Source organism: Vulcanimicrobium alpinum, assembly GCF_027923555.1.
Classification (GTDB): domain Bacteria; phylum Vulcanimicrobiota; class Vulcanimicrobiia; order Vulcanimicrobiales; family Vulcanimicrobiaceae; genus Vulcanimicrobium; species Vulcanimicrobium alpinum.
Genome location: NZ_AP025523.1, coordinates 3282927 through 3304409, shown reverse-complemented (window position 1 = coordinate 3304409; position 21483 = coordinate 3282927). Strand labels below are relative to the sequence as shown.

General features: G+C 69.3%; 19 protein-coding genes and 1 tRNA gene. 8 read left to right on the top strand and 12 right to left on the bottom strand.

Going from position 1 to position 21483, the window contains the following annotated elements; all coding sequences use genetic code 11:
- Window positions 1–16: 16 nt before the first annotated feature.
- A complete protein-coding gene (locus tag WPS_RS16915) occupies window positions 17–484 on the top strand; it encodes a nuclear transport factor 2 family protein (protein ID WP_317995629.1) in 468 nt (155 codons plus the stop codon).
- A 229-nt stretch (window positions 485–713) separates the two neighbouring features.
- On the opposite strand, the gene WPS_RS16910 is transcribed toward WPS_RS16915, so the two are convergent.
- Genes WPS_RS16910 through WPS_RS16890 form a run of 5 tightly spaced genes read right to left on the bottom strand, consistent with a single transcriptional unit; the run spans window position 714 to window position 7453 of the window.
- Window positions 714–1922, bottom strand: coding sequence for an MFS transporter (locus tag WPS_RS16910; RefSeq protein WP_317995628.1), 1209 nt, complete (start codon window positions 1920–1922; stop codon window positions 714–716).
- 13 nt (window positions 1923–1935) lie between these two features.
- Window positions 1936–2424: a hypothetical protein gene (locus tag WPS_RS16905; RefSeq protein ID WP_317995627.1), complete on the bottom strand. Its 489-nt coding sequence runs from the start codon at window positions 2422–2424 to the stop codon at window positions 1936–1938.
- The gene (locus WPS_RS16900) at window positions 2421–5489 is read right to left on the bottom strand and encodes an efflux RND transporter permease subunit (protein ID WP_317995626.1); all 3069 of its coding nucleotides are present in this window, start codon (window positions 5487–5489) and stop codon (window positions 2421–2423) included. The genes WPS_RS16905 and WPS_RS16900 overlap by 4 nt, the downstream gene beginning before the upstream one ends.
- Window positions 5486–6748, bottom strand: coding sequence for an efflux RND transporter periplasmic adaptor subunit (locus WPS_RS16895; protein ID WP_317995625.1), 1263 nt, complete (start codon window positions 6746–6748; stop codon window positions 5486–5488). Before WPS_RS16895 ends, WPS_RS16900 begins: the two co-directional genes overlap by 4 nt.
- Window positions 6749–6802: 54 nt before the next feature.
- Complete coding sequence (locus WPS_RS16890) at window positions 6803–7453, bottom strand: TetR/AcrR family transcriptional regulator (protein WP_317995624.1); 651 nt, start codon at window positions 7451–7453, stop codon at window positions 6803–6805.
- 88 nt (window positions 7454–7541) lie between these two features.
- Here WPS_RS16890 and WPS_RS16885 point away from each other — a divergent pair, with 88 nt between their 5' ends.
- Together WPS_RS16885 and WPS_RS16880 are read left to right on the top strand one after the other, a co-directional pair.
- Window positions 7542–8354, top strand: coding sequence for an SDR family NAD(P)-dependent oxidoreductase (locus WPS_RS16885; protein WP_317995623.1), 813 nt, complete (start codon window positions 7542–7544; stop codon window positions 8352–8354).
- A gap of 70 nt (window positions 8355–8424) precedes the next feature.
- Complete coding sequence (locus WPS_RS16880; RefSeq protein WP_317995622.1) at window positions 8425–11091, top strand: zinc-dependent metalloprotease; 2667 nt, start codon at window positions 8425–8427, stop codon at window positions 11089–11091.
- A 79-nt stretch (window positions 11092–11170) separates the two neighbouring features.
- Here WPS_RS16880 and WPS_RS16875 read toward each other — a convergent pair whose 3' ends face one another.
- The 3 genes from WPS_RS16875 to WPS_RS16865 all read right to left on the bottom strand — a co-directional run bounded on the left by WPS_RS16875 (window position 11171) and on the right by WPS_RS16865 (window position 13629).
- A complete protein-coding gene (locus WPS_RS16875) occupies window positions 11171–12082 on the bottom strand; it encodes a hypothetical protein (RefSeq protein ID WP_317995621.1) in 912 nt (303 codons plus the stop codon).
- 176 nt (window positions 12083–12258) lie between these two features.
- Window positions 12259–12648, bottom strand: coding sequence for a cupin domain-containing protein (locus tag WPS_RS16870; RefSeq protein WP_317995620.1), 390 nt, complete (start codon window positions 12646–12648; stop codon window positions 12259–12261).
- 18 nt (window positions 12649–12666) lie between these two features.
- The gene (locus WPS_RS16865; RefSeq protein WP_317995619.1) at window positions 12667–13629 is read right to left on the bottom strand and encodes a S1C family serine protease; all 963 of its coding nucleotides are present in this window, start codon (window positions 13627–13629) and stop codon (window positions 12667–12669) included.
- A 60-nt stretch (window positions 13630–13689) separates the two neighbouring features.
- On the opposite strand from WPS_RS16865, the gene WPS_RS16860 reads away from it, so the two are divergent.
- From WPS_RS16860 to WPS_RS16845, 4 genes are all read left to right on the top strand, one after another.
- Complete coding sequence (locus tag WPS_RS16860) at window positions 13690–14556, top strand: DMT family transporter (RefSeq protein WP_317995618.1); 867 nt, start codon at window positions 13690–13692, stop codon at window positions 14554–14556.
- An 11-nt stretch (window positions 14557–14567) separates the two neighbouring features.
- On the top strand, window positions 14568–14981 hold the full coding sequence (locus WPS_RS16855) for a YbhB/YbcL family Raf kinase inhibitor-like protein (RefSeq protein ID WP_317995617.1): 414 nt from the start codon (window positions 14568–14570) through the stop codon (window positions 14979–14981).
- 4 nt (window positions 14982–14985) lie between these two features.
- Window positions 14986–16194 (top strand): MFS transporter, encoded by a 1209-nt coding sequence (locus WPS_RS16850; protein ID WP_317995616.1) that lies wholly within the window; start codon window positions 14986–14988, stop codon window positions 16192–16194.
- Between the two features lie 16 nt (window positions 16195–16210).
- A tRNA-Leu gene (locus WPS_RS16845) sits at window positions 16211–16297 on the top strand.
- Between the two features lie 52 nt (window positions 16298–16349).
- On the opposite strand, the gene WPS_RS16840 is transcribed toward WPS_RS16845, so the two are convergent.
- Together WPS_RS16840 and WPS_RS16835 are read right to left on the bottom strand one after the other, a co-directional pair.
- Window positions 16350–16697, bottom strand: a complete 348-nt coding sequence (locus WPS_RS16840) for a VOC family protein (RefSeq protein WP_317995615.1) — start codon at window positions 16695–16697, stop codon at window positions 16350–16352.
- A gap of 151 nt (window positions 16698–16848) precedes the next feature.
- A complete protein-coding gene (locus WPS_RS16835) occupies window positions 16849–17859 on the bottom strand; it encodes a hypothetical protein (protein ID WP_317995614.1) in 1011 nt (336 codons plus the stop codon).
- A gap of 483 nt (window positions 17860–18342) precedes the next feature.
- Here WPS_RS16835 and WPS_RS16830 point away from each other — a divergent pair, with 483 nt between their 5' ends.
- Window positions 18343–18948: a hypothetical protein gene (locus tag WPS_RS16830; protein WP_317995613.1), complete on the top strand. Its 606-nt coding sequence runs from the start codon at window positions 18343–18345 to the stop codon at window positions 18946–18948.
- On the opposite strand, the gene WPS_RS16825 is transcribed toward WPS_RS16830, so the two are convergent.
- Together WPS_RS16825 and WPS_RS16820 are read right to left on the bottom strand one after the other, a co-directional pair.
- A complete protein-coding gene (locus WPS_RS16825; protein WP_317995612.1) occupies window positions 18938–20062 on the bottom strand; it encodes an alginate O-acetyltransferase AlgX-related protein in 1125 nt (374 codons plus the stop codon). The genes WPS_RS16830 and WPS_RS16825 overlap by 11 nt on opposite strands.
- Before the next feature lies 1 nt (window position 20063).
- Window positions 20064–21479: an MBOAT family O-acyltransferase gene (locus tag WPS_RS16820; RefSeq protein WP_317995611.1), complete on the bottom strand. Its 1416-nt coding sequence runs from the start codon at window positions 21477–21479 to the stop codon at window positions 20064–20066.
- Window positions 21480–21483: the final 4 nt, after the last annotated feature.

The following is a 21483-nucleotide window of genomic DNA, read 5'->3' as shown; positions in this document are numbered from 1 at the left end:
CGTCGTCGAACTCCGCATGACCGAACGCCCCCCGCTTCCGCCGTTCACCGCCGAGACCGCGACGACGAAAGCGCGGCTCGCCGAAGACGCGTGGAACTCCCGCGATCCGCAACGCGTCGCCGGCGCGTATTCCGAGGGCAGCCGCTGGCGCAACCGCTCGGAGTTCTTCTCCGGCCGCGACGCGATTGCGGCGTTTCTCGAGCGCAAGTGGTCGCGCGAGCGCGACTACCGGCTGATCAAAGAGGTCTGGGCGTTTCACGGCAACCGCATCGCCGTGCGCTTCGCGTACGAATGGCACGACGAGGCCGGCGCGTGGTTCCGCAGCCACGGCAACGAGCAGTGGGAGTTCGCGCCCGACGGCTTGATGCGGCGCCGCGAGGCGAGCATCAACGACGTGCCGATCGCGGAGAGCGCGCGGCTCTTCCGTTGGGAGGGGGCGCGCCGTCCCGACGATCATCCCGGGCTGAGCGACCTCGGTCTCTGACGACGCAGAAGAGGGCGCCTCGTGCGAGGCGCCCTCTCTGCAGTCGCCGGAGGGGCGGAAGTTCGTGTCCGACGATCGCGTTCAGTGCGTCGACGTCGACGCTGCCCAGGCCGGTGGTGTAGTCGGAGCCGGGCGCAGCGGCGTACGTGCCGTTTCCGCCGCTGAGTACGTCGTGATATGGCCCGTGCGGACGCGTCGGCGCAAACTCCAAGCGCGGCGACGGACCGGGTTACTTCGGCGCCGCGGATTCGGCGACGCGCACGAGCCGCGGCGTGACGGTGCGCGACTGCGCGAGCCCGATCGCGAGCGCCGTGACGAGCAGGCCAAAGACGATCGCCACCGCCGGACGCACCCCGTACGCGCCCAGCACGCCGGTGACGAGCGGCGGCATCAGAAAACCCGCCAGGCTGTCGAGCCCCGAGAAAACGCCGAGCACCGTGCCGCGCCGGTCTTCGGGCGCCACCCCCGAGGCGAGCGCGGGGAACGCGGAGTTCGCCAAGCTCATGCCGACGCCGAAGAGGATCATGAAGACGATCGCGAGCGGGAGCGACGTCGCGAACGATATCAGCGCGAACGCGCCGGCCAGGATCGCGATCGCCAAATTCGTCGCTGCGCGGTTGCCCATTCCGTCGACCGTCTTCCCGGTCGCTGTCAATTGCAGCACGACTTGGAACACGCCGAAGATCGCGAAGACGAAGCTCGTATCGCTCACACCCCAGCCCAATTGACGGTTCAGCACGAGCGCCATCGCTCCGAACCATCCGTACATGCCGAGCACGAACACCAGCCGCAGCCAGAGCACCGGCGCGACGCGCCGGTCGGCGAGTGCGACGACAATGTCGCGCGGGGTCGCGACGTTCTTCGCCTCTTCGGTCGCGCCGGCGCGCGAGTCTGGAAGCAGCACGATCGTCAGCACGAGCGTAAGCGCCTGCAGTCCGGCGGCGACGAAGAACGGCGTCGAGAACCCGTACGCGCTCGCGAGCCAGCCGGCGAGCGCGGGTCCGAAGACGAACCCTGCGCTGAACGCCGCGCCGAGGAGCGCGAACGCGCGGCCGCGCTGCGCGGGCTCGACCAAGTCGCCGATGTACGCTTGGGTGACGCCGAGGTTGCCGCCGCTGAGCCCTTCGATTGCGCGCGACGCGAAGACCCACGCGATCGTTGGCGCGAATCCCAGCAGCGCCCAGCCGATCGTCGCGCCGACCTGCGAGACGATCAGCACGGCTTTGCGCCCGATGCGGTCGCTGAGATTTCCCCACAGCGGGCCTGCGATCAGCTGACAGATCGAGTACGTCGCCGCAACCCAGCCGACGACGACGTCGGCGGCGCCGAAATGCTTGACGAAAAACGGCAGCAGCGGCAACAGCATGCTGAAGCCGAAGATGTCGATGAACGTGATGCCGAGGATCGGCAGCAGCCGCAGCAGCGTCGCGCGGTTCATGCCGTCCGCGCCGTCACACGGGCACGACGAACGCGAACCACAGCGCGGCGGCAGCGGCGCCGCCGCACAGCCCGTAGACCGTCCACTCCGCTGCGCGCCGCGCCGGCGCCGCGACGACTTCGTCGAGCGACGCGTCCGCGGCCCGCGGGATGCGCGCGGACATCAGGACGCGGCGGCCGTCGCGCAGCCGCAGAACGCCGTCCACCCGCTGGACGAACCGGAAGTCGGTGATTGCGACGTCGCGCGGGCGTTCGAGGTCGGCGTTCTCGCGCAGAAACTCGCGCAGCCGTCCCGCCGCCGCGCTGCGGCCGTTGAAGGCGGTCAGGAGATCCCCGACGGCCGCGACGACGCGCGCCCAGCGGCTCTCGCGCTGCTGCGGCGGCGCGGCGAGCGCGGCTTGGACGCGGAGGTCGATCTCGGCCACCGACGCCGGCGCGCGCCCCGCCGCGCAGCGGCGCACGTCTTCGATGAACCGGCGGTAGAAGAGGCTCTCGTCGGTCACGACACCGCACCCGCCAGTTCGCGGGAGGGCTGACGCTGCGCGCCCGGTGCAAAGCCGCGGCCGGCGACGATCCGGTAGATCGCGGGGATCGCGACGAGGGTCATCAGCATCGACCCGCCCAGGCCGAAGATCACGGCCCAGCAGAACGGCCGCCACAGCGTTTGCGCCGAGAACGCGAGCGGGAGCAGCCCCGCGATCGACGCGAGGACGGTCAGCATGATCGGCCGCAGCCGGGTGGTTCCGGCCAGGATCAAGGCGCGCTCCATGGGTTCGCCGGCCTCCATTTCCCTCTTTGCGTATTCGAACAGCACGATGGCGTGATTGGTGACGATCCCGCCCAGGCTCGCGATGCCGAGCGATGCGACGAACCCGAAGTGCTGACCCGTCAGCGCGAGCCCCGCGATCGCGCCCGCGAGCCCGAGCGGGACGGCGGAGAGCACGACCAGCGAGAGCCGCAGCGTGCGGAACTCCCACAGCAGGATCATCTGGTTGATCAACAGTCCTACGATGACGGCGACGAGCAGGTTTCGGAACGAGGTCGCCGTCTGCTCGTCCTCGCCCGCAACCGTGAGCCGCACGCCGTCGGGCAGGCGGATCCCGTTCGCCGCGCGCCGGAACTGCGCCAGCACGTCGCTCGCCAGGCGGCCCTCCACGTCGGCCAGCACCGTCACCGTCGGGGAACCGTCGCGGTAGGTCGCGACGCTGGTCTGCGTCGCGGGTGCCAGCGTCGCGACCTCGGCGAGCGGGACGCCGTGCACCGCGAGGCTTCCGAACGCCGACGCGTTGCCGCGCCGCGCGGGCGGAAGCCGCACGACGACCGGCGTTTGACGGTCGGCTTCGCGAATCGCCGTGGCGGTCGTGCCGCCGAACGCCAGCGCGACGGTCCGCTGCACGTCGGCAGCGTTAAGGCCGGTTTCGGCGACGCGCTGCGGGTCGATGCGCGCGGCGAGCGTCGTCGTCGGCTGACCGAGCGAGTCGCGCACCGCGACGGTCCCCGGCACCGCGGCGAGCGTACTGCGCAGGATCGCCGCCGAGCGCGCGAGCGCATCCGGATCGTCGCCTTGCAGACGCAGTTGAATCGGCGCACCGACCGGCGGACCCTGTTCGAGTTTCTTCACGTCGATGCGCGCGCCGGGGACTTCTGCACGCAAGTGCGGTGCGAGCGTCGCGACGAGACGGTTCGCGCTTGCGATGTCGCTCGTGTCGACGAGGATCTGCGCGTACGACGGTTTGGGCTGCTGCTGCAGCACGTTGTAATAGAAGCGCGGCGCGCCGGCGCCGACGAACGAGCCGACGACGGTGACGCCGGGCTGCGCGCGCACCGCGCGCTCGACGTTTGCGGCGATCCGCGCGGTCGAGCGGATATCGGTCCCGTCGGGCGCATTCACTTCGATGAAGAACTGCGCGCGGTCAGCTGAGGGGAAGAACTGCACGCCCAGGTGCGGGAGCCACAGCACCGCGAGCACCACCGCGCCGGTCGCCGCGCCGACGGTGATCCACGGGCGGTGCAGCGAGGCCGTCGCGAGCGGGACGTAGCGCGCGCGCACGGCGTCGAGGAAGCGGTCGAAGATCGACGTCTGCCCGATCTGCGACGAAGGCACCGCGAACCACTCGCCGAGGATCGGCGTGACGAAGTACGCGACCACCAGCGACATCGCGAGCGAGACGCAGGTCACCACCGCGAGATCGCGGACGAAGTCGCCGATCCCGCCGCCCATCAAGCGGAACGGCAGGAACGACGACATCGCGACGAGCGTCGAGGTGAGCAGCGGCATCCACAGTGTCGCGACGCCGCGCGCCGACGCGGTCGCACGGTCTTCGCCCAGACGCAGGTGGTGTTCGATGTTGTCGATCGCGACGATCCCCGCGTCGACGATGATGCCGAGCGAGATGATCAGCGCGAGGACCGAGATCTGATTGATGTCGACCGAGAGCAGTTTGATCGCGCCGAACGTGAGCGCGATCGTGAGCACGACCGTGATACCGACGAGGATCCCGTTGCGCAGTCCCATGAACAGCGAGACCAGACCGGTCACGATCGCCACCGCGAGCAGCAGGTTGAGCCCGAAGTCGGCGATGCGGTCGTCGACGGAGCGCGGCTGATCGGCGATGAACGCGACGTGCGTCCCGGCCGGCCAGCGCGACCGCTCCGCCGCGATCGCGTCCTTCACCTCGGGCCCCAGATCGGTGAGCGACGACGTCTCCTTCGCCTGCACCGCGATCGCGATGCCGGGCTCGCCGTCGACTCGCACCAGTTCGCTCGGCGGATCGGGATAGGCGGCGCCGACCTGCGCGAGGTCGCCCACGCGCACCGCGCGTCCGCCCACCGGCGCGACGCTGGTCGCCGCGACGTCGGCGACGCCGCGCAGCGCGTCGGAGGGGTCGACCTGCGCGAGCCGTCCGTCGACCGCGACTAAACCGGCGGGGACGAACCCGTTGCGCGCGGCGAGCGCGTTGACCACGTCGGCGGCGCCGATCGCGTAATGCTGCAGGCCGGCGACGTCGAGATCGACGTTGACCTGCTGCACCTGTTCGCCGACGAGTTTGACGAAGCCGACGTCGCGCTGGCGCGAGATGCGATCGGCAAGGCGTTTCGCCGCGTCGCGCAGCTCGCGCGGCGTCGCGCCGTCCTGGCGAACGCCGAGGACGACCGGATAGGTCTTCCACACGTCGTCGACGATCGACGGCTGGACGCCGGGCGGCAGCTGCGGCGAGACGTCGCCGAGACGGTCGCGCACGTCGCGCAGCGTCGGTCCGGCTTCGTTGATGACGTCGTCGAAAACGACGTCGACTTCGGAGATTCCCGGCCGCGACGTCCCTTCGACGTGCAGCACGTGCGTCACGCCGCGCATCGCGTCGGCGATTTTCTTGGTGACGAGCTGCTCGACGTCGTGCGTCGTCGCGCCGGGGAAGACGGTGACGATCGCGGTCTGCCGTTGGGTCGTTCCCGGATCCTCGCGCCGCTGCATCGTTGCGCCGGCGTAAAGCGACCAGAAGATCGCGAGCAGGAGGCCCGCGAGGACGAGGCTTTTGCGCCGCAGTGCGAACGCCGGCAGGCCGCTCATTCCGGCACCACCGCGAGCTGCGCGCCGGGTTTGACGAGCGCGGCGCCGCCGCGTACGACGCGCGTTCCCGGAGCGACGCCGCGCACGATCGCGCGTTCGCCGTCGCCGCCGACGACGCGCACCGCGCGCAGCGCCGCCGTCTTGGTCCGTGCATCATACAGCAGCACGTGGCTTCCGCCGCCGGCGTCGGTGACCACCGCACCGAGCGGCACTGCAGCGGTCCCTCCGGTGCGTTCGCTGCCGAGGGCGACGTCGACGATCGCGCCGTCGCGCAGGCGCAGTCCGCTCGTGCGGATGCGGACCTGCGCGGTCCGGCTCGCCGGATCGGCGTCGGGTTCGACGCGCTCGACGCGCCCGCGCGCGATTGCCCCGTTCGCGCGGATCGTCGCCGGCGTTCCCGCCGCGATCCCCGCCATGCGCGCTTCGGGGACGGCGACGACGATGTCGGGCTCGCGCGCGTCGTCGAGAACGAACGCGGTCGCACCCGGCTGGGCGGTGCTGCCCGGTTCGATGGCTCGCGATTCGACGTACGCGTCGGCCGGCGCGACGATGCGCGTCTTCGCGAGCGTCACGCCGGCGAGGTCGGCGCTCGCGCGCGCGGCCTCGGCCACCGCTGCAGCGGCGCGCAGATCTTCGTCGCGCGTCCCGCTGCGCACCAGCGACTGCTGGGCGCGCGCCTGTTCGTACTGCGCGTTCGCGGCGTTCACCGCGGCGTCGGCGTCGCGCGCGGCGGCGAGGGTCTGATCGTGCTGCTGCGCCGCGACGTCGCCGCCGGCGAACAGCGCGTCGTAGCGCGCCTTGTTCGCGAGCGCGAGCCGCTGCGCCGCGAGCGCGCGATCGCGCTGCGCCAGCGCTGCGGCGACCGCGTCGGCGGCGGCCTGCCGCTCCTGCGTGCGCGCGCCGTTGCGCGCCTTCGCAGCGGTCGCGGCGGCCTGGGCCGCCTGCGCGTCGGCGCCGCGCGCCTGCGCCGCGTAATCGCCGCCGTCGAGCGCGGCGAGCACCGTTCCCGCGGCGACGCGGTCGCCGACGTCGGCGTTCACGGTCGCGATGCGGCCGGGGACCTCGAACGCGATCTTATAGACGTGCCGGGGGACGACGGTGCCCGGGCCGTCGTAGGCAGATTGCGCGGGGGGCGCCGCTGCCGTCGCCAGGGTCACCGGCGTCGGAGGCTGCTCGCTGACGCTCGCGGCGCGGGCGGCGCATCCTCCGAGGACGAGCGCGCCTGCCGCGGCGAGAGCGAGTGGGGTCGTACGCGACATCGAACGTGCCTCCGTGGGTGAACGGCGTTCAGCAGTAGGGAAGAAAAAAGAGATCTAGCGGGCGGGGACGACGTGTGCGGCGCGGGCGGCCGGGGTGGCGAGGCCGCGGCCGATCGTCGCGCACATCGTCTCCACGAGCGTCTCGAGCGGGGTTTCGATCGCCTCGGAGCAGGTAAGCGCGAGCGAGACGATGCCGTGCACGGCGGTCCACAGCATCTCCGCGACGGCGATCGGATCGGCGGCCTCGATCGCGCCGGCGTCCCGAGCCGACGTGACGATATCGACGACGAACTGAAAGGCGCGCTCGCCGGGGTGGTCGTCCTTCTGATGGTCCGGTGGGAAGAGCGCCTGCATGTACGCCGCGTCGGTCATGAACAGGAGCCGGTACTCGCGCGGGTTCTCGAGGCCGAAGCGCGCGTAGCAGCGTCCCATCGAAAGCAGGCGTTCGAACGGATCGGCGATCGCCGAGACCGGCGCCATGTACGCGATCAGATGCTCGAACGACTCCGCGCACAATTGGCGGCCGATCGCCTCGCGATTCTCGAAGTACAGGTAGATGGCGGCCGGCGAGTACTCGATCGCGTCGGCGATCTTGCGCATCGTCAGCTGTTCGTAGCCCTCGTCGAGCACGATCTTGCGCGCCGCGGCGAGGATCTGCTCGCGCAGCTCCGCCCGTTGCCGCTCCTTCCGCTCGGCGATGCCCATGGCGCGATCCTACGCCCGCCTCGACTGAAAGTCAACCGATTTATGAACATAGTTGACAAAAATAAACAATGTTCAGTAAGATGATCGCATGACCGCTGCAGCCTCCGGCGCCCGGCGCGCCCTCGTCACCGGTGCCTCGTCCGGGATCGGCGCCGCGTTCGCACGGGCGCTCGCCGCCCGCGGGCTCGATCTGGTCCTGGTCGCGCGCACGGTTCCTGCCCTCGAGGCGCTCGCGACCGAGCTCCGCGCGGCACATGGGGTCACGGTCGACGTCATCCCGGCCGATCTCGCCGATCAGGCGGCACCGCACGCGATCCTCGACGAACTGGCCGCGCGCGGGATCGAGATCGGGACGCTCGTCAACAACGCCGGCTTCGCGACGTACGGCGAACTCGTGACGCTTGCGCCCGAGCGCGAACGCGACGAGGTCATGGTCAACGTCCTCGCGCCGCAGCAGCTCACGCGCGCCTTGCTGCCGGCGATGCTCGCGCGCCGCGCGGGCGCGATCGTCAACGTCGCGTCCAACGCCGCGTTCCAGCCGGTCCCGTACATGGCGACCTACGGCGCGACCAAAGCGTTTCTGCTCTCGTTTTCGGAGGCGCTCGCGGAAGAGGTGCGCGGAAGCGGCGTGCGCGTGCTGGCGCTGTGCCCTGGGCAGACCGAGACGCCGTTCTTCACCGGGATCGACGACGCGCGCCTCGGCCGCGCGCGCTCGCCCGAACAGGTCGTGCGCACCGCGCTGCGCGCCCTGGACCGCGGGCGCGTGGTCATCGTCGACGGGATCGCGAACACGCTGCTCGCGCAGTCCGCGCGGATCAGCCCCCGCTGGCTGACGCGGCGTGTCGCCGGCATCATGCAGAAGCCGTCCGCGCCGGCGAACCGACCCAGGTCCGCCGGATAATCCGGCCGGGACAAGGCGCCGCTCGGCGCCGGGCGAAGAGGACGGTCCGCATTCTCTGGGAGGTTCGCCCGTGACGCTCCGGCCGTTTGCCGTCTTCGCCCTTTCGTTTGCCGCGCTGACCGGGACTGCGCTCGCACAAGCGAAGCCCGCCGCGTCGCCGTCGAGTTCCCCGGCGGCGGCCGCCGCCAAAGCGCCCGCGCCCGGCGAACCTGTCGCGTACGACACGTACGTGAAGGACGCCGTCGTGCAGGACGGACTTTTCCAATTGATCCGCAAGGACGGCAAAGTGTCGATGCTGATCAAAGCCGATCAGTTCGACAAAGACTATCTGCAGACGGCGGTGCCGAAGAACGGTCTGGGCGGCTACGGCATCCTCTCGGGCGACGTGTTCCAGCAGGAAGCGCGCGTCGTCCGCTTCGTGCGCAGCGGCAAGAGCGTGATCATGCTGTGGCCGCACACACGGTTCCTCGCCGATCCCAACACGCCGCTCGCCGACGCGGTGCGCCTGTCGACTGCCGACTCCGTGCTGGGCGTCGCCGGGATCGTCGCCCAGCGCGACAGCGACAAAGCGGTGGTGATCGATCTCTCACCGCTGCTCGGCGACGTGATGGATCTGACGACGACGTTCAACGACGTCCTGGTCTCGCCGACGAACCCGGCCGGGTCGTACCACCTCGATCCGACGCGTTCGTACTTCGGGCTCTCGAAAGCGTTTCCAAAGAACGTGGTGATCGAAGCCGATCAGGCGTTCGTCTCGCTCAAGCCGACGGTCGTCGACACCGTCGTCGACCCGCGTTCGGTGCAGATGCGCGTCGCGTACAACTTCGCGGAACTCCCCGACGCGGGCGCCTACATGCCGCGCCTGGTCGACGACCGCGTGGGCTACTGGGACGATCTGCACATCTCGTTCGATCACACCGAGCGGATGGACAACCGCGTGCATTACGTGCTGCGCTGGAATATGAAGAAGAGCGATCCGTCGAAGGCTGTCTCGCGGGCGGAGCACCCGATCGTCTACACGCTCGCGAGCACGATCCCGCTCGAGTTTCGCGATCCGATCCGGCGCGCGATCCTCGCCTGGAACAAGCCGTTCGAGAAGATCGGCATCACCGACGCGGTGCAGGTGCAGGACCAGCCGAACGATCCGAACTTCGACCCCGACGATATCCGCTACAACATGATCCGCTGGCTGACCGAGTCGAACAGCGGCGGCTTCGCGGAGGCGCAGATCACGTGGGATCCGCGCGACGGGCAGATCTTCCGCAGCGGCGTGATGATCGACAGCGACCTCGTGCGCTTCGGCGCGCTCGAATATCGCGTGCTCGGGATCGACGCCGACGGCTCCGAAGACCCCGATCGCGAGGAACGCGTCGCGGCGCACAACCATTTCGCGCACAACGACGGACCGGGCGCGCACGCGCAGCTCATGTACGCGGCGGTCGCGCAGGCGATCGCGCAGGGCGGCGACCCGGCGACGATCGCCAAGCGTTCAGCGCAGGAGTTCCTTAACGAGATCGTGCTCCACGAAGTGGGCCACGACTTCGGGCTCGGTCACAACTTCATCGGGCACATGGCGTACACGTCCGCGCAGATCCGCAGCCGTGACTTCACCGCGCGCAACGGGATTGCGTCGTCGGTGATGGAGTATAACCCCGCCAACGTCTGGCCGGCCGGCATGTCGAGCGGCACCGTCGAGCAGTCGGTGCTCGGCCCGTACGACTACCACGTGATCCAGTGGGGCTATTCCGCGATCCCCGGCGCGAAGTCACCGTACGACGAACTGCCGACCCTGCGGCGCTGGGCATCGAACTGGACCGATCCGCGATATCGCTTCGCCAGCGATGAAGACGTCGCGTGGAACGGTCACGCCGTCGATCCGCGCGTCAGCCAGTGGACGCTGACCAACGACCCGCTGTCCTGGTGCGGAACGCAGCTCGGTCTCGCCCAGCACCTCATCGGCAAGCTCGACGCGCGCTTCCCGCAGACCGAGCATCCTTATGAAGAAGAACGCCAGGCCTTCGCGGTGCTCGTCGGACAGTACGGGCGCTGCGCGACCAACGCAACGCACTGGATCGGCGGCGAATATCTCTCGCGTTCGCGGCGCGGCGATCCGCATGCCGAGGCGCCGCTCACGCCGGTCGCCTACGGAGACGAGAAGCGCGCGTTCGCGCAGCTCGATCGGTATCTGTTCGCGAACGACGCCTGGCACTATGACGCCCGCACGCTGCGGCGGCTCGTCTATACCGAGTACGCGCCGTTCAGCAACTTCGGCTACGCGCCCGCGCCGCGCCACGACCTCTCGGTCGCCGACATGGCGGCGCGCTTCCAGCAGCGCGCGCTCGGCTATCTCTACTCGCCGCTCGTCCTCGCACGCCTCGACGACATGCCGTCGAAGGCGGCGCCCGGGAGCACGATGACGATCTCCGATCTGTTCGCGTGGACGCAGTCGTCGATCTACGGCGACATCGCGAACGGCAAGGTCGCGCAAGCCGGCGAGGTGCGGCGCAACTTGCAGCGGCGGTACGCCGTGATGCTGCGGACGCTCGCCGTCGACCCGCCGAAGGGGACGCCGTACGACGCGCAAGCGCTCGCACGCCACGAACTCGCAGCGCTCGATCATGACGCCGCGACCGCGCTGGGCGCGCGCGGGCTCGATCTGCTCACGCGGGCGCACCTCGAAGCGCTGCACGAGGACGCATCACGCGCACTGCACGCGCAGCGAGTCATCAGCTCGTAGTCGACGAACGTTGACAAAAAAAGAACGGGACGGTCGTGCGACCGTCCCGTTCCGTTTCCGCGCGGTGGAGCGCGCTGCGTCAGTACGACTGAACGCAGCTCGACGTCGCGTTGCTCCACAGCGGCTGGGTCGGAAAGCCGCCGGCGTTGGGGTTGTTTTCGAGGCCCGTCCAGGCGCACTTGTCGCCGTTCTCGGCGCCCGAACCGTCGAGCCAGCCGGAGTTGGGCTGCGGGTCCGTTTCGGTCTCGCCCTGTTCGTGGCCGCCGACGATCGTGACGCCGTCGAGCGTGCCGTTGCTGTTCACCGAATTCGCGCCGCACGACGCGCCGGCATCGGGCATGTACGGCAGATTCGTCCACGCGATCGTGCCGCTCGAGGTAGACGTCGACGAATGGTACGCGCAGTACTGCGTGCCGAAGCCTGACGGGCGGATCCCCGACGGCATTGCGACGACGTAGCTCGCGCTCGGGGAGTAGTCGCCGTAATGCGCAGCGGCTTTCGCCGCTTCCGCGGCCATCTGCGACTGCGTCGGCGAACTCGGCGGTGAACTCGTCGTGTCGAAGTACGAACCGCCGAAGATGCTGCCGCCGTTGCCGACGTGCGAGCCGTCGGACTGCGTGTACTGCGTCACGCTGTTAAGCCAACGGCTGCCGCCGATCGCACCGTAGAACGACTTTAACTGCGTCGCGACGCCGTCCGGATCGCCGCCGAGGTTCCACGCGGAGCCCCAGAACACGACATAGAGTTTCGGCGCCGTCTGCACGGGGCCGCCGTGGTAGATGAGGTTGGTGCTGCCGCCGCCCGAATGCCGCTGGATCGTGCGGATCCCGCCGAGCGACGCGACGACGTCGGCCGTCGGGAAGATGCGCACGATGGCGCCGCTTTCTTCATCGCGGGCCGTGAACGTCGAGAGGATCGTCAACCCGCGCTGAGCTGACGAACTCGCGCGCTGCGCGTCCGGCAGCGACGTCGAGGTGCCTCGCCGCCGCATGCGGACAGCAATGCCGCGGCCGCGGCAAGAGCGAAAAGACGTGCCTGAACCAAGGGTGGCCTCCTGTGCAAGAACCCGCGCGGCGTCCGTCGCCGCTTGGGGTTCCGCGCCGTTGGCGCCACCCCGTCTCGCTCCCTGCGACATTGATTGCAAGTCTACGATGACCGGACGATCCCTTACGTGGCGGTCGTCGTCGCAAACGCGGCCGGAAGGGTGATCTCGAGCATTTCGAGGTCGTCGCTGTGGGCGAGCTCGATGTGCCCGATCCCCGGCGGCTGGACGACCGACGATCCCGCCTCGAGCCGCACGCGTCCCGTCCCGTCGTACTCGAAATCGACCCAGCCGCGCAGCACGTAGACGAACTGGAAGTCGAGCGTATGGTGGTGCCGCTCGCCGGGTGTCTCCGATGCGCCGCGCGCGCGGATTACGTGCGCGCCGACGCAGCCTCCGGTCGCCGTGGCGACGCCGAGATCGCGGTAGGCGAAGAACGCGCGCAAACCCGCGTCCCAATCGGCGTCGCGGGCGTGCGACACGGTCGCGGTCGGCAGGTGCTCGCGGGCGCTCATGCGTCGCCGCCTTTCGTCTTAGTTCGAGCGAGGCTGTGCTTCTCCCGGGATGATCGTGCGCGAGACGAGCGCGTTCCTCCGCAGGAGCACGACCTTCGTGGGCGCGTCGACGTGCCGGTCGGTGAGCACCTTGTGGAGCGTGTCGACACCGTCGACGACCCCGTCGCCGAGACCGATCACGACGTCGCCTTCTTCGATCCCCGCGCGCGAGGCCGGGCTGTGCGGCTCGACGCCTTGGACGAGGATCCCGCGCGTTTGCGCCAGCGCGTGCATCCGCTGCAAGTAGCGCGGCACGTCGACATCGGTTCCGGCGATGCCGATGTAACCGCGCGTCACCTTCCCGTCGCGGATCAGCAGGCCCGCGAGGCGCGTCGCCGTGTTCGCCGCGATCGCGAAGCAGATCCCCTGACCGGCCGCGACGATCGCGGTGTTGACGCCGATGACGCGGCCGCGCGCGTCGACGAGCGGGCCGCCGCTGTTGCCCGGGTTGAGCGCAGCGTCAGTCTGGATGATGTTGTCCATCAGATGGCCGGACTGCGAGCGCAGCGTGCGGCCGAGCGCCGAGACGACGCCGGCCGTCACCGTGCACTGCAGGCCGAACGGATTCCCGAGCGCGATTGCGAGCTGGCCCACCTGCACGCTCGCGGAGTCGCCGATCTCGGCGGGGAACAATTCGGGTGCGGCGATGCGGACGACGGCGAGGTCGCTGTCGGGATCATCGCCGATCGGCATCGCACGGAAGCGGCGGCCGTCGAGGAGCGCGACCTCGATCTCGCGCGCGCCGTGAACGACGTGCGAGTTGGTGATGATGAAGCCGTCGGGCGTCGCGACGAAACCGGAACCGCTCCCGGCACGGCGGCCGTCGACGCGCACGTCGATGCCGGCCACCGAGGGCGCAACCCGCTCGACGACGGACGTGACGGTCGCGGAATATCCGTCGAGGATGTCCGGCGGTGCCGCGATCGGAAGAATCTGGGCCATGATGCGTTGGTGTGACCGAAGCAGATGCTTGTGCGGTTGCACCGGCGTACCATGGGCCCGGTGAACCAGCGGACTCTCGGGGTCGCCGCGGCGCTCTTCTATATCTTCTTGTGGGCGTCGGCGTTCGTTCCCAGCAAGATTGGGGCCCTCGACTCGTCGCCGCTGTGGTTCCTCGTCGTGCGCTTCGCAACCGCCGGCGCGATCGCACTGGCGGCGTCGTTCGCGCTCGGCGTCCGCTGGCCGCGCGGGCGCAGCGAGTGGCTTGCGATCGCGGCGGTCGGGATCCTTTCGAACGCCGTCTACCTGGGCTGCACGTACGAAGCGCTACGGCACATGGGATCGGGGGTCGGCGCGATCGTAGCCTCGACGAATCCGCTGACGCTGGCGCTCGTCGCGCCGTGGCTGCTGCACGAACCGCTGACCGTGCGAAAAGCGATCGGCCTGCTGCTCGGCTTCGGCGGGGTCGTCGCGATCATGATCGTGCGCACGGGGAGCGGGACCGCGGATCCGCTCGACATCGCGACGGCGTTCGTCGGCGTGCTCGGCAGCGTCGCGTCGACGATCGTGTTCAAGCGCTGGTGCGCCGGTCTCGATCTGCGGGCCGTGACGGCGCTGCAGCTGCTCGTCGCGGGGCTCGCGCTGCTCCCGCTCGCGATCGCGTTCGAGGGGCCGCCGCACGCGACGTGGACGTGGCAGCTTCTCGTCTCGTTCGCCTACGTCGTGCTCGTCATGTCGTTCGGCGCCTCGCTGCTGTGGTTCTGGCTGCTGACGCACGGCGAGGCATCGCGCGTGAGCGCGTACTATTTTCTGACGCCGGTCTTCGGGCTCGCGCTCGCGGCGCTGCTCCTGCACGAACCGGTCGGCGTGCGCGATCTCGGCGGTTTGGTTTCGATCGCGCTCGGCATCGCCATCGTGCAGCGAGCCTAGAGGAGAACACGATGCTCCCGTTCGTTCTGACCAGTCCCGACGTGCATCCCGGCGCACCGGTACCGCGTGCGTTCGTGTGGAACGCCGACGGCTGCGAGGGCGCCAACCGCGCGCCGCGGCTGACGTGGCGCAATGCGCCCCGCACGACGGAGCATCTGCGGCTCACCGTGATCGATCGTGACGTGCCGAAGGCCGGCGGCTGGGTGCATTGGAACGTGACGAACATCCCGCGCGGCGCGCGCGGGATCGGGCCCTTGCTGCCCCGCGGCGCCGTTGCGGGGATGAACGATTTCGGGACCGCCGGCTGGGGCGGTCCGTGTCCGCCGCCGGGCGAACTGCACCACTACACGTTCCGGGTCGAAGCGCTCGACGCCGCCGGACGGACGGTCGGCGACGCATCGTTCGTCGCGGTCTATCGCCGATGACCGCATGAGCGAACGCTGGCGCGTTCTCGCGTTGATGACGGGCGCGCAGGCCGGCGCGTCCGTGGTGCAGCAGGCGCTGGGCTCGCTCTCGCCGGTGCTGGTGGCAACGTTCGCGTTGAACAAGGCGCAACTCGGCGTCGTGTTCACCGCGATGTTTCTCGGTTCGATGTGCTTCACCGCGATCTCGGGCGTGCTCACCGATCGCTGGGGCGAGCGCAGGCTCGTGCTGTGGTCGGGCGTGCTGATGGCGTTCGCGCTGCTCGCCGTGCCGCTGATCCCGGCGTATGCGTGGCTCGTCGCGGCGATCTTCGTCTTCGGGGTCGGCTACGCGGCGTCGACGCCGGTCGGAGGGCGCGCGATCCTTGCGTACTTCGATCGCGACCGCGGCTTCGCGATGGGGATCCGGCAGACGGGCGTGCCGGTCGGCGGATTGTTCGGCGCGCTCACGCTGCCGCTGGTTGCCTCGGCGTTCGGCTTGCGCGCGGCGTTCGTCTTCGCGGCGATCGTGCTGATCGTGCCCACGCTCGTCGCGTACGCGTGGTATCGCGAGGCGGATGCCGGCGGCGGCGAACCTGCGTCGTTTGCCTCGATCGTGCGCGGGATGCGCGCGCTGGCGCGCGATCCGCGGCTGCTCGGCGTCACGCTCACGTGCATGGTGCTGGTGAGCACGCAGATCTCGCTCAACGCGTTTCTCACCATCACCGCGGTCACCGACGTCGCTCTCTCGGCGAGGATCGCGGCGCTCGCGTTCGCGACCGCGCACGTCTTCGCGACGTTCGGCCGGCTCGGCTGGGGCTACGTGAGCGACCGCGTGCTGGGCGGCGAACGGCTCGTCCCGCTGGCGATCATCTGCGTGCTCGCGTCGCTCGCGATGGGGACGCTTGCGGTCCTCGGTCGCGGTGCGGTGATCCCGCTGTTCGTCGCCGCCGCCGTGCTCGGCGTGAGCGGCGCGGGCTGGAACGGGTTGTTCGCCGCGGCGCTCGCCGAAGTCGGCGGCACGGAACGCGCGGCGAGCGCGCTCGGTATCGGGCTGACGGCGATCTTCGGCGCCTCCGCCGTCGCGCCGGCGGTCTTCGGCGCCGTCGCCGACGCGACGTCGCTGCGGATTTCGTGGACCGCGTTCGCGACGATCGCGCTGCTCGGCGTGATCCCCGTGCTCTGGCTGCGCACGCACCTGGCGCCCGCACGCAGGTCCGCGACCGGCGAAGGCTGAACCGTCTCCGGTCCGCGCCCAGGTGGCGGAATTGGTAGACGCGCTAGTTTCAGGTATTAGTGACCGCGAGGTCGTGGGGGTTCGAGTCCCTTCCTGGGCACCACGATGAAGAACGGCCGCCGTGCACAACGGCGGCCGTGTCTCTTGTCGCGTCGTTATTTGCGCTGATGCAGACCGAACCGGTTGCCTTCGGGATCGGTAACGAACACGCTCCAGCACATCGGCGACTCGTTGATGTCGGTGACCGCAACCCCGCGATCGGCAAGCCGTTTTCGCTCTGCGGCGACGTCGTCCACCTCGAAGGTCGCCGCGAACGACGTGCCCGGCATGATGCCGAGCGGCTCACCGTTCCCGATCCCGAACGTCGTGCTGCCGACGCTGAACTCGGCCCAGTGATCGCCGAACATCTCGCTGGGCGTCAGACCAACGACGTCCCGGTAAAACTCGCGGGCCTTCGGAACGTCGCGCACAGAGTACGCAACGAATGCCATCTCTTTGATCATCCCGGCGCCTACGCGCGGCGCTTCGCGGTATCCTATGCCGACATCGCGAGCCGGAGCAAGGCCTCGTTTGGCTGCCGCTCCTGCTGCAGAAAGCTTCGCGTTTTGCCTGTGAGGGCGCCGCAGCGAGTGCGGCGCCCTCGATGCGGTCATGTCACGTATGGGTGACGCAGTCGCCCGCGCCGGCGTTCGCGCGGTTCGACCATTCGGGCTGGATCGTGTAGTTGGTGCCGTTGAGGTTGATGACGTTGCGATGGAAAGCGCACAGGTCGCCGATCTCGAATCCGAAGGCGTTGAACCATGCGGAGCCGTTGGGATCGGTGATCGTCTCGAACAGCTCGTGCGAGACGACGGTCGCGGTTGAATCGGTCAGCGTGTGCGGGGGAGCTCCGGAACCCTTCGGGGCGTTCGTCGGCGTATACGTGTCCCCGCAGCCGGGCGTCTCCTGATACGGCTCCACCGAGTACAAGATGTGCCCGATATCGGCGAAATCGACGTAGCTGTGATAAGCGCAGAAGGCAAACGTTTTCAGGTTATCGGGCGAGTAGCAGATGCCGCTCACGCCGTCGAAGCACTCGTCGGTTCCTTGCGGCAGGAACACGTGATACTCGTGCGTGTAGCCGGCGCCGAGCTTCGCCGCGACGTGATGCACGATCGTCTCGATGTCGACGTCGTAGAGGATGTTGTTCGGCGTCGGGTATTTGAGTTTTTGTGACGTACCGACCGTGTAGCGATCGCTGCCGGGAAGTCCGATGTACTGATCGGCGACGTGGATGAAGTTGCTCTGCGCGAGATTCTGCAGGAAGCCGGCCGGGTCACCCCAACAGTCGAGAGGCTTGCCGCAGTTGATGTAGACGTTATGCGAGATAACGGTCTCCAATCGCGGCCCATGATGGTCGAGGAGATTGCCGCCGGGCTCGTCCGCGAAGAAACCCACGGGCGCTGTCGCCACGGGCACGGCTACCGGCGCGCCTACCCGTCCGAGCGCATGCCGGTAAATCGTGCGTGCGCCGGAAGCAGCATTCGCGTCGGCTGCAGTGACGTCGCCGGCTTCTTCGATCGACTCGATGGAGCGCTGCCCTGACAAGACGCCGGATTGCTGTCCCGTCGATGGCAGCGACGACTGCGTGCCGCCGCCGCACGCACTCAGCCCGGCCGCGAGCACGAGGGCACCGCCGATTGCGGCGAAGCGGGCGAGACGAACGTGTCTCTGATCTTCCACTGATGACCTCCACATAGAGAGAGCGCGCGGCCACAGAAGCCTCGCGTGCCCGCATCCTAAGCGCCGCACGTCTCGCTAGGCAGGAACGCACGGCCATCGCCTGTATTCTTCTGCCCTATAAGCAGGCAACCCAAAGCCATCCGACCCAGCGACGTTTGCGCCGTCGATCGCACGCTGGGCCGCTTTGCCGGACGGGCGGCACCTGCTACGATGAACACCCCATCCACCGTTGCTGCGAGGGTGCGTAGTACACGCCGTGACTCCATGACGTTACGCTGCGCGACTTGACCGCGAAGCTCGGCCGCGCACGGCACGCCATCGACGGCGTCGATCCCGGGCCCGGTGCTGCGACGCTCGTGCGCGCTCGCTGGGCGTGCGGTTGCGTCGCGGAGGGTGAACGGTTCTCGGCGCTCGCACTGCGTCCGTGTGAACAGCACTCCGTTTTGGTCCGGCCGCCGACTTGAATCGGCATGCGTCGCGGCGGTCGTCGCGCTCGTCTCGTTGCCGGGAGCCGCGCCGCTTAGCGGGCCGCCCTGCCTGCGCGCCGCAGTCGAACTCACCGCCGACCTCGACACCGCACGCGCCCGGGCCGGCGACCCCTTCGCGGTCCGAACGGCCGCCGACGCCGTTGCGCCCGACGGGACGATCCTCCCCGCGCAAACCCCGGGCTACGGCATCATCGCGATCGCGCAGCACGCCGAGCGCGGCGGCCGCGGCGGCTACCTCGTCCTCGAGGCGCGCTATCTCGTCACGCCGGCCGGGGCGCACGTGCCGGCGACGATCGATTGGGCGGGCGCCGCTCGCGCGACCGCGACGGGCGCATCGCAGAACATCCCGGGGATCGTGGGAGCCGTCCCCTTCGTCGGGTACGTCCTGGGTCCGTACGCGTTTCTGCATCACGGGCGCGACGTGACGCTGCCGCGCGGAACGCGCTTGACCGTCATCCTCGGCGACGACGAAGCCGCCGGCGCGTGCCGCGTCGTTCCGGCTCCCTCCGCCTCGCCGCAGCCGAGCGCGTCGCCTAAGGTGTAAACGAAGCTCCGAAGACGATGCTGCGCTCCACCAGCTCCTGCAACACGATCTGCGGGCGTTCGGCGCCGAGAATCGCGCGATCGAACTGCACGTCCTCGACCGAGATGTGGTGCAGGAAGACCGCGCGCCGGAAATCCTCCGCGAGAAACGGTTCGAGGCCTTCGAGAAACGAGTCACCGAAGATCACCGCCGACGGCAGCGCCGGATCGTCGATCGCGCTCGCGTGCGCGCTATAGCGCGCCGCCGCCGGATCGCCGCCGTACGACGGCATCGGCACGTCGCGCGCCGTGCGCGAAAACTCCGCGAAGCGCACGTCATTGCTCACGAACGAACCGATCCCGGCGAAGTTCAGAAGGTCGCCCCGATCGGGCCGGTCGACGTATCGGATCGCTCCGGCTGCGACGCGGTCGCGCACGCCGAGGTTCGCCGCGATCGCGCGTGCGGCGATCGCCGCTCCCTCGGCATTCCAGTGCGTGTCTCCCTTTGAATAGAGCAGCGTTCCGCCGCGCGCGGCCGCGATCAGCGGCGGTCGCGTGTCGATCGTGCGAACGCCCCGCGCACGCAGCGCCGCGACGAGGCGATCGGCCGCAGGCGGCCCGATCGCGAGCCCGGCGGGCAGATACTGCGGGTAAATCGTGCTCTTGTTCGCCGCGAGCACGAACGCATAGTGCATCCCGTGCTGCGCGCACCATGCCGAGCGCGCCGCATAGACGTCGGCGAGGTGCGCCACGACCGCATCGACCGCGTACGCATCCGTCAGGTACGTGAGCTCCTCGTCACCGAGGTAGAACCAGCCGTCGCGGCCGCGCAGGACGCGATTTCCCGCACCGTCGCCGAGCCACGCGTACTTCACGTAGTCGTAGGCTTCGATGAGGTGTTTCCGGAGCGGAAACGCATCGGCGATCTGCCGTTCGGCGTCGCGTTCCCACCCGCCGGTCGCGAGCGCTCCCGAGGTCACCGGCGGCGCGACGAACGGGCGGCGGTTTTCGACCGTGGTGATGAACTCGGTGTCGGCGCCGGCGCGTCCGAGCAGCGCGAGCGCCGCCGGCAGCACCAGCAGCAGCGCGAACGCGCCGATGACGATCAGGTCGCGCGGCGATCGCTGCGGCGGCACTTCAGAACCGGAAGTAGATGAACGGATTGTAGGTCCCCGCCGCGAGCTTCGACGCCGAGGCGACGAAGATGCACGCCAGCGACGCGGGCAGCGCTGCCGCGGCGATCGTCAATCCGCCGCGCCGCGAACGCGCCAGCCACGCTTCGACGCGCTGCGCGACGAACGGCGTCGCGAGCACGCATCCGGCGGCGAAGGCGAGCAGCGTTTCGCGATCGACGACGCCCCAGAAGCCGAGCCGCGTCGCGGGCGCCTGATGCACCAGCGCGCGCAGAAACGCGAACGCGTACGCGAACGAGTCGGAGCGGAAGAACACCCAGCCGAACATCACGACCGCGAGCAGATAGACATGACGCACGACCGGCGTCGACGTGAGCGGCCGCATCCAGCCGGCGCGTTCGAGCACCAGGAAGAGCCCGTGGATCAGGCCCCACACCACGAACGTCCACTTCGCGCCGTGCCATAGCCCGCACAGCACGAAGACGATCGCGAGGTTGACGTAGACGCGCCACGGCGTGACGCGGTTGCCGCCCAGCGGAACGTAGAGATAGTCCCGAAACCAGCGCGAGAGCGAGATGTGCCAGCGCCCCCAGAACTCGCGGACAGAACCCGCGACGTACGGAAAATCAAAGTTTTCGAGAAAGCGGAACCCGAACATCCGCGCCAAGCCGATCGCCATGTCGGTGTAGCCCGAGAAATCGAAGTAGATCTGCAGCGTGTAGGCCGCGAGCGCAAACCACGCCAGCGGCCGCGACACGTCGGCCGGGGCGGTTGCGAAGACGCGGTCGACGCAGGCCCCCAGCGTGTTCGCGATCAGCACTTTCTTGCCGAGGCCTGCGACGAAGCGCTGCACGCCGTAGGCGAAATCCGGCGTCGTCACGGTGCGTCTCGCGAGCTGCCCCGCGACGTCCTTGTAGCGAATGATCGGACCGGCGATCAACTGCGGGAAGAACGTGAAATAGAGCACGACTTCGAGCGGGTTGCGCCGCGCCTCCGACGTGCGCCGGTACACGTCGACGATGTACGAGATCGCGTGAAACGTGAAGAACGAGATTCCGAGCGGCAGCACGACGCCGGCGATGCGGACGTTCAGTCCCGCCGCGCTGAGATTCTCCGCGACGAACCCTGCGTACTTGAACCACGCGAGGACGGCGAGATCGAATGCGACCGCGGCGGCGACGAGCGCGCGTCGCCGCCGCGTCGCGTCGCCCGACGCACGCGAGAGCGCGAGCCCGAACGCGAAGTTGACCAGCGCCGAGCCGACGACCAGCGCCGTGTAGACGCCGCCGCCCCACCCATAGAACGCGAGGCTCGCGGCGACGAGCACCACGTTCTTCAGCCGCGCACCCGGCGCGGCGAAGTACAGCGCGAGCGTCAGCGGCAGAAAGCCGAAGAGAAAGACTTCGCTGCTGAAGACCACGCCG

Bases quoted from the DNA above. Each gene is read 5' to 3' on its own strand.
- WPS_RS16895 (WP_317995625.1), bottom strand. From the start codon at position 6,748: ATGTCGCGTACGACCCCACTCGCTCTCGCCGCGGCAGGCGCGCTCGTC.
- WPS_RS16890 (WP_317995624.1), bottom strand. From the start codon at position 7,453: ATGGGCATCGCCGAGCGGAAGGAGCGGCAACGGGCGGAGCTGCGCGAG.
- WPS_RS16910 (WP_317995628.1), bottom strand. From the start codon at position 1,922: ATGAACCGCGCGACGCTGCTGCGGCTGCTGCCGATCCTCGGCATCACG.
- WPS_RS16885 (WP_317995623.1), top strand. From the start codon at position 7,542: ATGACCGCTGCAGCCTCCGGCGCCCGGCGCGCCCTCGTCACCGGTGCC.
- WPS_RS16875 (WP_317995621.1), bottom strand. From the start codon at position 12,082: ATGCGGCGGCGAGGCACCTCGACGTCGCTGCCGGACGCGCAGCGCGCG.
- WPS_RS16850 (WP_317995616.1), top strand. From the start codon at position 14,986: ATGAGCGAACGCTGGCGCGTTCTCGCGTTGATGACGGGCGCGCAGGCC.
- WPS_RS16900 (WP_317995626.1), bottom strand. From the start codon at position 5,489: ATGAGCGGCCTGCCGGCGTTCGCACTGCGGCGCAAAAGCCTCGTCCTC.
- WPS_RS16870 (WP_317995620.1), bottom strand. From the start codon at position 12,648: ATGAGCGCCCGCGAGCACCTGCCGACCGCGACCGTGTCGCACGCCCGC.
- WPS_RS16865 (WP_317995619.1), bottom strand. From the start codon at position 13,629: ATGGCCCAGATTCTTCCGATCGCGGCACCGCCGGACATCCTCGACGGA.
- WPS_RS16915 (WP_317995629.1), top strand. From the start codon at position 17: ATGACCGAACGCCCCCCGCTTCCGCCGTTCACCGCCGAGACCGCGACG.
- WPS_RS16855 (WP_317995617.1), top strand. From the start codon at position 14,568: ATGCTCCCGTTCGTTCTGACCAGTCCCGACGTGCATCCCGGCGCACCG.
- WPS_RS16840 (WP_317995615.1), bottom strand. From the start codon at position 16,697: ATGATCAAAGAGATGGCATTCGTTGCGTACTCTGTGCGCGACGTTCCG.